The sequence below is a fragment of the Leptospira gomenensis genome (assembly GCF_004770155.1).
Lineage (GTDB): Bacteria > Spirochaetota > Leptospiria > Leptospirales > Leptospiraceae > Leptospira > Leptospira gomenensis.
In genome coordinates, this window is record NZ_RQFA01000081.1 from 1 (window position 1) to 10,153 (window position 10,153).

At 45.3% G+C, this 10,153-nt stretch carries 12 protein-coding genes; 3 read left to right on the top strand and 9 right to left on the bottom strand.

Features of this window, described 5'->3' with window-relative positions; genetic code table 11:
* Positions 1-885: 885 nt before the first annotated feature.
* From ychF to EHQ17_RS19305, 3 genes are read right to left on the bottom strand one after another with little or no spacing between them, the layout of a single operon-like run.
* A complete protein-coding gene (gene ychF, locus EHQ17_RS19295; RefSeq protein WP_135592857.1) occupies positions 886-1,983 on the bottom strand; it encodes a redox-regulated ATPase YchF in 1,098 nt (365 codons plus the stop codon).
* 45 nt (positions 1,984-2,028) lie between these two features.
* Positions 2,029-3,204, bottom strand: coding sequence for an LIC11612 family fibronectin-binding protein (locus tag EHQ17_RS19300; protein ID WP_135592859.1), 1,176 nt, complete (start codon positions 3,202-3,204; stop codon positions 2,029-2,031).
* Between the two features lie 6 nt (positions 3,205-3,210).
* A complete protein-coding gene (locus EHQ17_RS19305) occupies positions 3,211-3,858 on the bottom strand; it encodes a hypothetical protein (protein ID WP_135592861.1) in 648 nt (215 codons plus the stop codon).
* Positions 3,859-3,960: 102 nt separating this feature from the next.
* Between EHQ17_RS19305 and EHQ17_RS19310 the strand changes: the two genes are divergently transcribed.
* Together EHQ17_RS19310 and EHQ17_RS19315 are read left to right on the top strand one after the other, a co-directional pair.
* Positions 3,961-4,860 (top strand): UbiA-like polyprenyltransferase, encoded by a 900-nt coding sequence (locus tag EHQ17_RS19310; RefSeq protein WP_135592863.1) that lies wholly within the window; start codon positions 3,961-3,963, stop codon positions 4,858-4,860.
* Between the two features lie 73 nt (positions 4,861-4,933).
* Positions 4,934-5,548, top strand: a complete 615-nt coding sequence (locus tag EHQ17_RS19315; RefSeq protein WP_135592865.1) for a UbiX family flavin prenyltransferase — start codon at positions 4,934-4,936, stop codon at positions 5,546-5,548.
* A 111-nt stretch (positions 5,549-5,659) separates the two neighbouring features.
* Here EHQ17_RS19315 and EHQ17_RS19320 read toward each other — a convergent pair whose 3' ends face one another.
* From EHQ17_RS19320 to EHQ17_RS19335, 4 genes are read right to left on the bottom strand one after another with little or no spacing between them, the layout of a single operon-like run.
* Positions 5,660-6,349, bottom strand: a complete 690-nt coding sequence (locus EHQ17_RS19320; RefSeq protein ID WP_135592867.1) for a hypothetical protein — start codon at positions 6,347-6,349, stop codon at positions 5,660-5,662.
* A 44-nt stretch (positions 6,350-6,393) separates the two neighbouring features.
* Entirely contained in the window at positions 6,394-7,437 is a 1,044-nt protein-coding gene (locus EHQ17_RS19325; protein ID WP_135592869.1) for an Mrp/NBP35 family ATP-binding protein, read from the bottom strand.
* Between the two features lies 1 nt (position 7,438).
* On the bottom strand, positions 7,439-8,320 hold the full coding sequence (locus EHQ17_RS19330) for a metallophosphoesterase family protein (RefSeq protein ID WP_135592871.1): 882 nt from the start codon (positions 8,318-8,320) through the stop codon (positions 7,439-7,441).
* On the bottom strand, positions 8,317-8,577 hold the full coding sequence (locus EHQ17_RS19335; protein WP_135592873.1) for a lipoyl domain-containing protein: 261 nt from the start codon (positions 8,575-8,577) through the stop codon (positions 8,317-8,319). The genes EHQ17_RS19330 and EHQ17_RS19335 overlap by 4 nt, the downstream gene beginning before the upstream one ends.
* Positions 8,578-8,643: 66 nt before the next feature.
* Between EHQ17_RS19335 and EHQ17_RS19340 the strand changes: the two genes are divergently transcribed.
* Positions 8,644-9,474 (top strand): hypothetical protein, encoded by an 831-nt coding sequence (locus EHQ17_RS19340; protein WP_135592875.1) that lies wholly within the window; start codon positions 8,644-8,646, stop codon positions 9,472-9,474.
* On the opposite strand, the gene EHQ17_RS19345 is transcribed toward EHQ17_RS19340, so the two are convergent.
* Together EHQ17_RS19345 and EHQ17_RS19350 are read right to left on the bottom strand one after the other, a co-directional pair.
* Complete coding sequence (locus EHQ17_RS19345; RefSeq protein ID WP_135592877.1) at positions 9,449-9,772, bottom strand: hypothetical protein; 324 nt, start codon at positions 9,770-9,772, stop codon at positions 9,449-9,451. The genes EHQ17_RS19340 and EHQ17_RS19345 overlap by 26 nt on opposite strands.
* Positions 9,773-9,894: 122 nt before the next feature.
* Positions 9,895-10,153 (bottom strand): DUF1564 family protein (locus tag EHQ17_RS19350; protein ID WP_135736229.1); only part of this gene is annotated, 259 nt, incomplete at its 5' end.

The window sequence follows — 10,153 nt, forward strand, 5'->3', positions numbered from 1 at the left end:
CAGGGCGTCCTCTGCGGCGCATGATCCAAATTAATTACGTCACCCAGACGGTCAAACCATTTTTAGAAAAAATGTTAGAATTTATACGCGTTTTTCAGAAAAGAAAAGAAAAACGGATTTTCAAAAAATGAAATTGAATCCCAAACCTCTTCATTTTATGCGAAAAAGGAAATTCGATCGGATTATAGAAAAAAGAAAAATTCTCGGTCCGATTTTGAAAGGATATGAAATTGCTTTCGAGTTCCAAAACTTCAAAACGTAGGAACTCATACAATAACAAATCTTGAAAGTTTTGAATTGTGGGATTTCTCACGTTTTACGAGCTGTTCAGAAGATCTTCGGGCGGAGCGTTGCGTTTTAAGCGGCCTCGGTTGTTTGGAGGTTTTTTGAATATTCTATAAATAGAATGTTTTCTTTGATTGTCTGTCTAATTTATATTTTTCTGCCAAAGTTCGCCGATGTTCCTCGGTGGATGAAGGCGGCGATGGACGCAGGCGGGAGGAATGAATTTTTTCATTTCGAAGGGAATGCGATCGTTTATATAGTGTTGGCTCTTGATGCGACCTTCGTAAATTTTTTTGTTCTTTTTGTTCGTGTCGAACTGCATACGATGTAGGATGATCGGAAGAATCGTACATCTGCAAGAAGATCGAATCTGTACTTGTGCGACCTATGACGTTTTCGCGTTTTATCATAAACGATTTCCGGAGTTCTTCCGTTTTATTTTCGGATCCGAGGCGTTCGTATGCTCGGACCGATTCAGCGCTTTTAAGATAAGGGTTCGATTCTTGGTGGATCCTTATCTATTAAACTTTTATTAAGTCGGCACGAATGAATCCCGTGCGGTGCGTGGTCTCGATTTCCCGCTCATAGAAAATGCTACACTTATGCGTTGATCCGAAAGTAAACCACGTCCCCGTCTTGTACGATATATTCCTTTCCTTCGATTCTCAGTTTACCCTCTTCTTTTACTTTGTTCTGCGATCCCGCACGGTCCAAATCTTCGTAGCTCATGACTTCGGCGCGGATAAACCCCTTTTCGAAATCCGAGTGGATCACCGCCGCCGCTTTCGGTCCCGTGCTACCCACCGGAGTCGTCCAAGCGCGCACTTCCACTTCTCCGGCCGTAAAGAAAGTGATGAGTCCTAAAAGTTTATATGCAGTTTTTATCATGCGATCGAGTCCGCTTTCCGATTCTCCGATTTCCGCAAGAAAATCGAGTTGTTCGTTACGATCCAAACCGGAAATTTCCTCCTCGAACCTACCGCAGAGTATCACGAGTTCGGCGTTTTCGTCTTTGGCCATCTGGCGAATCTGTTGCAGGAGCGGCGTATCTTTTTTGGCTGCGTCTTTGTCCGCGATGTTTGCGACATACATGACGGGTTTATAGGTGATAAGCTGAAAGGACTTTGCGATTTTCTTTTCTTCGTCTTTGAGATCGGCAAGTCTCGCGGGTTTTCCGGCTTTTAGAAGCTCCAGAATTTTTTCGAGGACCACCGCGATTTCCTGCGCTTCTTTGTTGCCGTTCTTCGCATTTTTGGCGACTCTTTGGTATTGTTTATCGGCGCTTTCCAGGTCAGCAAAGATCAGCTCCATGTTTACGACCGCGGCGTCGTCCACCGGATTTACCTTACCGTGAACGTGGGTTACGTTTTCGTCTTCGAAAGCGCGCACAACGTGACAGATTGCATCCACTTCCCGAATGTGGGAAAGGAATTTATTTCCAAGGCCTTCTCCTTGACTTGCGCCTTTGACGAGACCGGCGATATCCACGAATTCGATGATCGCGGGAACGATTTTTTGCGGTTTTGCAATTTCCGCGAGACGATCCAGTCTTGCATCCGGAACTTCCACAATTCCTTTGTTCGGTTCGATGGTGCAGAAAGGATAGTTTTCCATCTGCGCGCCCGCTTTGGTAAGGGCGTTGAAAATAGTGGATTTACCTACGTTGGGAAGGCCGACGATGCCGCAATTCAGACTCATGCAGTCCAGGTTTTCGGGGGAAGGTCTGCACGAAAAGTAAAATCGTCATTCGAGTTCCCAGGATTTCCCCGAACCGTCGCTGTTGAGGGAAAAACTTTCCTGCTTCAGTCGAATCAATCGATCTCCTCGAAAGAAGAAATTCAAAACGGAGATTCCGTTCGGAATTCGCGAAGAAGCGCAGCCGGTATAATAAATTCCTTCGTTGAATCGCAGATCTTGCGCGGAGTTTAAAAGGCGGATCGCGGTCGTGTCGTCCGGTTTTCCGGAAAGAATTTGATTCCATTCCTCCGCTGTTTTATCTCCGGCTAAGAAAAGAATTCTGTCCTGCGTCCAAGAAAGTTCGTTCGGATTTGCGAACGTAGAAAACCAGAATTTCAGAGAATCGAAACTCAATTCGAAAGAGGAGTTTCCGATCGAAGTCGCGATCGTTTTACTCCGCTCCGCCGTAATCGTCGAGGAAGAAGTTTCCACGAAGGAATCCGGTTTTGTCCGTGCATCGGATTTCCGATTTTTTTTCGATTTTTTGGAGGTGGAATTTGGAACCGATTTCGTTTTCGAAACCTTTCGTTTTTGAGAAGTTTCGTTTTTCCCTTTTTTCGTTTTCGAAACGGCGGATGTAGATTGTATCTGAGTCGGAGCGTTGTTCGTTCCGGAAGTTTGCCCCACGCCGAGGGTCAGATCGAATTCGCCGGGAACCGACTCCAAAGGTTTCCCTGTGGATTTTTTTGCATCGGGTTTCGGCTTTGAGTTCTTGTTTTTTCTTTTTTGCTTCGGGGAAATCCTTTTCGGATCCGGTTTTGTTCGAATTTGCGGTTGTATGTTTTCCTTTTTTTCCACGACGAAGGAAATCCAAGGAACGGCGTTTGTGGAAGCGGAAGTCGGAGGATTCTGCGACGCGGTTTGCGGAAAAATATACAAGTCGTATCCGTTTTGACCGGCGAGACGGAGTTGTTCTTCCGGAGTTTCGGAGGCGAACGCTCCGTAACCCACGAAAAACGCGGTCCCGTTTTCCTGAAGACGTTTGTTTTTCAGACGTTTAAAAAATAGGGACGTCGATTTGTAATACCGGGGTTTGTCCGCTTTTGCGGAAGGTTCGCAGACGAATACGACGCTGACGGGACGGTCCCGCAATCCGCCAGTTTCCGGAAATACATTCCAATCATTGAATATGCAAAAAATGGAAATAAGTAGAAACGCCGGTTTGAACTTCTTCCGAAACATTCTGGTTTAAGCGAGTCCTACCGATTTTAAAAGGGAGGATTCGAACTTTCCGTAATTGATTTCTTCTTTTTCCTGAAAGATCGCATAACGTGTTTCGTATTTAGGATCTTCCGCGGAGAGAGCGTTTTTCATTTCGGAAAGATGGGATTCTTCCTCTTTGAGAATCGATTGTAGACGTACGGGAATTCCGTTCGTTTCGAGGACGCGATCGTATTCCGCGTAGAGAAAATCGGCGCGTTCCTCGATCAGATGAGTTACGTACAAATAGGAAAGATACGATCGTTTGGCTCCCGTCTGAACGTCCTCTTTTAGGTTTTTATGGACCATTCCGTCCAGTCTCTGAAAATACAGGAATGCAGGAAAACCGCAATGAAGATGTTCCGGTTTATAATCCGGGCAACTTCCAGGAGAAACTCGTTCGCTCATCCGTTTAAAAAAATGAGCGTGTCTCGCCTCTTCCGATGCGTGACGTAAAATCATCTCGTCGGTTCCGAAACCGCTTTGTGTCGCGAGAATTTTTCGAGAGCCCATGTGTTCCAAAAAGGAAATCGTGTTGAGCCAACGGGAATGAAGAACCGGATCTGTTACGATCGTTTGCAAAAACGCGCGGATGGAATTTTTAGAAGTGGACGGTTTTGTGGAAACGAGAGTCATAAACGTATCCTTGGAGACGCGCGGAAAAAATCATCGCTTTTTAGACTTCGAATTTCAATTTATGTAGGAAACGAATTTTAGAACGGGAAGTGAAACCGGTTTATGAATACCGCCCTCTCCTTACTCAAACAATACGGAAGTTTGATCAAATTTTCCCATACCTTATTCGCCCTACCTTTCGCGGGCATCGCCTATGTTCTCGCCTTTCTCAAAACTCCGGGGAAGTCGATGGCGGAATGGATATGGTTGTCGTTTCTGATTCTGTTTTCCATGGTGTTTGCAAGATCGGCCGCAATGGGATTTAATCGGATCGTGGATCGGGACATCGATTCCAAAAACGAAAGAACAAAAGATCGGGAAATTCCCGCAGGAAAAATTTCTTTGAAAGCCGCGTCTTGGTTTGTCGTTTTATCTTCGATCGGTTTTTGTACGGTCAGTTGGTGGATTCATCCGATGGCCTTTGCGCTCTCCTTTCCCACTCTGTTCGTTTTGCTCGGATATTCTTTGGCCAAACGTTTCACCTGGTTTTGTCATTATATTTTGGGGATTTCCATCGGTTTGGCTCCGCTCGCGACTTGGGTTGCGATTCGGGAAGAGATCGTTTGGGAGCCGGTGTTGTGGACGATCGGCCTCGCGTTCAATCTGGCAGGTTTCGATATTCTGTATGCGTTGCAGGATCGGGAATTCGATTCTAAGTCGGGGTTACATTCGATTCCCGCGAGATTCGGTCGCGGGAATTCTTTGAAAATCGCCGCGGTCACTCATATCTTTTGTGTGGTATTTTTATTTGCGGCGGGGATCGTTTCCTCTTTGGGACCGGTGTTTCTCGTCTTTGCGGGAATCACCGCGTATTTCCTTTTTCAGGAACATAAGATCGCCCGTGGAGCGGGAGAAAATTTATTTCCTCCCCGGTTTTATCGGATTCATTCCATGATTTCGCTTTTGTTGTTTTCCGGGCTTTTAGCCGATCGTATTTTGTTTTTGGTGATCTTAGGAACGTGATTTTGTTTTGGGAAACGTTAAACGAATTCGAAGGGGAACTTCATTTCATGGATAACTCGTGGAAAAAAAAACGATGAGATTGGTTTTGGGTATTGCGGGTGCCAGCGGTTCGATTTATGCGGAACGTTTTATCAAAGCCTTATCCACGATCGAGGGCACGACCTTTTTCGTTTGTAGCCCTGCCGCGTTGCGTGTGTTTCGTGAGGAAATGTGTTGTTCGGTTTCTTCTCCCGCCGAACTTTTGGACTTTATTCATACCAAATACGGATTGAATTCCGCGACCCATCGTTTCGAAATCCGGAATTTTGCGGATATTGGAGCGGATATCGCTTCCGGTTCCAACACTTGGAAGGCGATGGTCGTAGTTCCTTGTTCGATGAAAACCGTCGCCTCGATCAACGCAGGATTGACGGAAAGTCTGATCGATAGAGCGGCGGACGTAACGCTGAAGGAAAGAAGGCCCTTGATATTGGTTCCGAGAGAAACTCCGTACAACCGAATCCATCTCAAAAACATGCTCGAATTACACGACGCGGGTGCTACGATTCTTCCCGCATCCCCGGGGTTTTATCAGATGCCGGGCGGATTGGAGGATCTCGGCGATTTCGTCAGCGAACGTATCTTTCGTCTTTTGGGTGTCGAATTGGATTTGTATCCGAGATGGACTCCTAAGACATACGACGAGTAGGACGGAATCGTTTAGGGGGATTTTTGAATATTCGAAAATCTTGATGTATTTGGGGCGGGCGGGAACGTAGGGCGAAGGGGCCGTACTCGACGCCCGAAGCCCTACGGGAAATTACGCCGAATATTCGATATCGTGAATTCGTTTTTTCAGAGTGGACGCGTCTTCGTAGTTTTCCTTGGAAATCGCGTTGAACTTCTGCAGATACAGACCGATCAGTTCTTCTCCGGTTTGACCGGGTAAAAACAGGGCGCGTTTGAAATTCTCGAGATCGAATTCTGGATGTTTTGTGGAAAAGTTTTCCACCAATTGATCCATTTTGATAAGCGACGCTTCCCTTGCGATCCCCGTGGATCTGCGGATTTTTAAGGAAAGATTTGCGAGTGCGTCCAGATATTCACGAACACCGCTTTCTTCCTCAGGAAAATGCACCTGTCCCCCACCAACCTCGCGGTTCTTACATATTTCCACGTATTTGATTACTACGCTGTTGAACTGATCCATTCTTTCTTGGATGTAATCGTTGGAAGCGTCCTTGGAAGAAGGCATTTCAAAGTCTTTGATTTTGATGACGTCGTACTTATCTATGTTTTCCGAAATCACTTTTTTGAGTTCATCATAACTCTCCAGAGAAACCGGAGGAAACGTGACAACGGGAAAATTTTCGCCGATTTTCAAAAAGCTGACCACCACGTTAGACGCGATGATTTTCCCTCCGGGGCTGAGAGGGTTTTCCCCAAAGACGTTGCAATATACGATCAGATTGCCCGTAGGGTTTTTTTCGGATCCCTTTTCAAACTTCAAGGTTCACCTCCCGTCACTTATAACAACAGACTCGAAAGCTCGTATTATTCCCACTTTTTTATTTCTTCGTTGAGACGATCGAAGATGGTTTTGTATGCCTGATACACCGGAGTGTTTTTTTCCTTTAATACGAACGGCTTACCGTCTTCTCCCGCGTTCATCACATCCATAGTCAGAGGAATTCCTCCTAAGAAACGTGCTTCGGAAGATTCCGCCAACTTTTGACCTCCACCTTTGCTAAATATGGCAGAAGCGTGTCCGCATTGAGGACAAATGAATTCGCTCATGTTTTCTACGACTCCGAGGATAGGCACCTTTACTTGGGAAAACATCGCGGACGCTCTTGTCGCATCAAGTAATGCGACGGTCTGCGGTGTGGTGACGATTACGGCTCCGCCTAAGTCGATGAGTTGCGCCAAAGAAAGTTGTACGTCCCCGGTTCCGGGAGGAAGATCGATGAAAAGATAATCGAGTTCGTCCCAGACGATATCGTATAAGAACTGTTCGACGGCTTTTCCGAGCATAGGTCCGCGCCAGACCACGGGTTGTTTTTCGTCGATGAGAAAGGAGAAGGAAATCAGTTTGATTCCGTCTTTTTCCAAGGGATAAATTTTATCTTCTTCGGCTTTGAGAGCGACTCGACCGTTCACTCCGAACATCTTTCCCACGGATGGTCCGTAGATATCCGCGTCCAAAACCCCCACCTTGTACCCGAGCGAAGCCGCCATCGCCGCTAAATTTACGGTTACGGTGGATTTTCCGACGCCGCCTTTTCCGGAGCCGATTGCGATCACGTTTTTTACTCCGGGTATTTTGTTCGAATCGTCGAGAACCAATTTCGGGTCCACTTCGAATTTGATTTTTACCTTACCGATTCCTTCCAGTTTCGTAAGTGTCTGACGAATCTGCGCTTCGAGACCGATTTGAATCCTTCTATCCTGATTCGGGGTTTTTAGAAGGATATTGGTTTCGCCTTCCTGTATATCCAAGGCCCCCACCATTCCCAAGGATACGATATCCTTTTTGAGTTCGGGATGTTTGATTTTGGTAAGTTCTCTTTGAATCTTAACTGCTTCGATCGTTGCCATATTATTCCTTTTCCGAATAGGAAACCAGGGGAGCTTCCGTGAATTTAGACTGTTCTGATTGATACATATAACGTTTGATTTTTAAATTCAATCCGGTCACTTCGAGAACGTGGAACCCGCAATCGTGTTTTGCGTCCGAGGTTCTTGTACTAGAAGCGGAGTTGACTACGTGATACGGAAGTTCCTCGCCGGGTAGTTTGACCCAATTGGTGTGAACGTGACCGTGTAAAAACGCAAGCGGAGGTCTTTGTTTCAGCAGCGACGCGACTTCTTCGCGGTTGATCAGTTTATGATGGGACGTTTCTTGTCTATGAGAAGGATTCCAAATGGGATGGTGACATACGAGTATATAATCCCGGATTTTTTTTTCCTCCAGGATCGACAACGTTTTCTCGACGATCTCGGGAGAAACGTTTCCGTAAGCCCCCAAAATAGGAAGTGGTAAACTCGAATCCCATCCCACCAAGTGTAGATCTTCGATTTTTCTTATACGAATGTATTCCTCGTTCGCTGAAAGGATCGAGTCGCCCGAAAGTTCCGAAAAATATTTTTCGTAGTACGCGTGTTTGCCGACCGCGTCTCGCGTATAACGATCGTGGTTTCCCGGTATGTAGAAAACTTTTTTCCTCGGGAGTTCGTTTAACAATTTCCATGCTTCTTTGAATTCCGTTTCGTGCGAAACGTTCGTGATATCTCCCGAGATTACGATGGAATCCAGATTGAATTCTTCGACGAAGGATAGGATTGCCTGCCATATTTTAAGAGGGTATTTTTTTCTTCTTCGCAACGTATAATTCAGATATCCGACGATCCTCTTTCCTCGTAACTGAAAGATAGGAATTCGTGTAGGAAAATGCAGATCGGATAAATGAAGGATTTTCATTCCGTTATCAGAAGCTCCAAAATTCCCAACACATCCCCTTTGCGGACGATAGAACCCTTCTCTTTTATAATTTGCGTTAGTCTACCATGTACCGGAGATTCCATAGGAAAGCAGGCCTTATCGGTTACGAGTTCCAATACTTCTTGTCCGGGTTGTACGGAGTCTCCCAACTTCGAATTCCAGTGAACGAGTTCGATTTTGTCGGTATCTCCGAGGTCCGGTGTGATTAATTCAAAAATGCCGGATTTTGATTCCATGATTAAAACAAACTTGCGCAAAAGACTTTGTGCATCAATGATACCTAAAAAACTCGGTGGGGATATATGGCAAACCAGAAAACGGCGTTGAAAGGTGGTGAGATCCTGAAAAATATCGAGGATCTTAAAAAAAGAAAATTCTTTCACCTTGAGCTAAAAGGTCTGACAAAACCTACGAGGGATATCTTATCCGAATTGGTAAACGGAATTTTAGAAGAGATTGGAGCGAATCCGTTAGCCGGCTTTCATCTCTTTAGCGGTTTGATGGAAGCGTTGTTAAACGCAATCAAAGCGAACATTCGTCACATCATCTTCCGGGAAGAACTCTTAAAAAAATTGGAACAAGGCGAATCCAGTCGTCAAGAAGCGGAAGAGCTACTGGAAATTATCATGGAGACCTCGGTGTTGCGTGACGCGATGCATCGTTATATCGTTCCTGAGAAAGTGAAAAAACAGGTGCAGACGGTTCTTTCTTTGGAGGATAAAATCAGGACGAAGAAAAAGGTTTTGAGCGAGAGTGAAAAGTCGTTTCTTGAGGATGTCCGCGGTAAAATCCAAAAATACAATATGAATATTTCGCTTAAAATACGGATTACGAACGAAGAATTGAGTTTTAGAATTAGAAACGATTCTCCGATCCATCACCTCGACTTTGAGAGAATCCAAGAGTCTAGACTCAAACATAAGGAATTATTTGATCAGGGAAATTCTGCCGATTTTTTTCGGCCCGAATTTTTAAATGAAAAAGAAAGCGCAGGATTTGGGATCGCGATGATCGACGAAGGATTTTACAGTATCGGCTTGAATCCTTTGGATCTACTTACGATCACTTCGGGTGCTCGTACGACTACGGTTTATATGAAATATCCGATCAACGGTTTGAAGATGGATTTTTGATTTCATCCATTCCGCTTGTTGGCTTGCTCTGTTCGTCATTTTGTTCGTTGACGATTTGATTTTGTAGAGCGGGTTTTTGGGGCTGGCTGGGCTGGTTCGTTTTGGTGTATTGATCGGTGACGGAGTTGATCCGGCTGGTTTCGTGACTGGTCCCCTGTCCCTTGGGGAACGGAGACTTTTGTCTGTTTTTCTTTTTTGAATCTTTGTTCTTTCTTTCCCCAGACAGAGTTTGTTTCTTTTGTTTTCTGAACGAATCCGTTTTTGTACTTTGTCCTCCCTTTATTTCAGTTTCATTCATTGAGTTTGGCGATGATTCGGTTCGTCCGAATTTTTTGTACGGGAAAGTTTGTTGTTTTCCCGAGAAAGTTTTTCGTTTTTCATTCTGTTTTATGAGGCCGGGTCCCTTAGCGGAAGCCGGTTTTAGTTTGTCGGTTCGTTCGAATTCGATTCATCCGGCTCTTTGTGCCATTCTCGGTATTCAAAGGCGTAAAAGGAGGACTCGGGGAAACATTGTAGTCGTCGGGTGGCTCTGTTGAAGGTGAGATCGAGGTGGAGGATATAGCTGTAGTGCTTGTGAAATGTGGGAACTCCCGCGTTCATCGTGTCTTCAATAGAATCTCCAACCCCGACCTCTTCCAAATACAACAGATAATTAAACAAATAACAACGAGAAACCCCG

What these genes read in the sequence shown, in the direction of transcription:
- EHQ17_RS19310 (WP_135592863.1), top strand. Translation starts at nt 3,961, where the DNA reads ATGAATACCGCCCTCTCCTTACTCAAACAATACGGAAGTTTGATCAAA.
- EHQ17_RS19335 (WP_135592873.1), bottom strand. Translation starts at nt 8,577, where the DNA reads ATGGAATCAAAATCCGGCATTTTTGAATTAATCACACCGGACCTCGGA.
- EHQ17_RS19330 (WP_135592871.1), bottom strand. Translation starts at nt 8,320, where the DNA reads ATGAAAATCCTTCATTTATCCGATCTGCATTTTCCTACACGAATTCCT.
- EHQ17_RS19345 (WP_135592877.1), bottom strand. Translation starts at nt 9,772, where the DNA reads ATGAATGAAACTGAAATAAAGGGAGGACAAAGTACAAAAACGGATTCG.
- EHQ17_RS19340 (WP_135592875.1), top strand. Translation starts at nt 8,644, where the DNA reads ATGGCAAACCAGAAAACGGCGTTGAAAGGTGGTGAGATCCTGAAAAAT.
- EHQ17_RS19305 (WP_135592861.1), bottom strand. Translation starts at nt 3,858, where the DNA reads ATGACTCTCGTTTCCACAAAACCGTCCACTTCTAAAAATTCCATCCGC.
- EHQ17_RS19325 (WP_135592869.1), bottom strand. Translation starts at nt 7,437, where the DNA reads ATGGCAACGATCGAAGCAGTTAAGATTCAAAGAGAACTTACCAAAATC.
- ychF (WP_135592857.1), bottom strand. Translation starts at nt 1,983, where the DNA reads ATGAGTCTGAATTGCGGCATCGTCGGCCTTCCCAACGTAGGTAAATCC.
- EHQ17_RS19315 (WP_135592865.1), top strand. Translation starts at nt 4,934, where the DNA reads ATGAGATTGGTTTTGGGTATTGCGGGTGCCAGCGGTTCGATTTATGCG.
- EHQ17_RS19300 (WP_135592859.1), bottom strand. Translation starts at nt 3,204, where the DNA reads ATGTTTCGGAAGAAGTTCAAACCGGCGTTTCTACTTATTTCCATTTTT.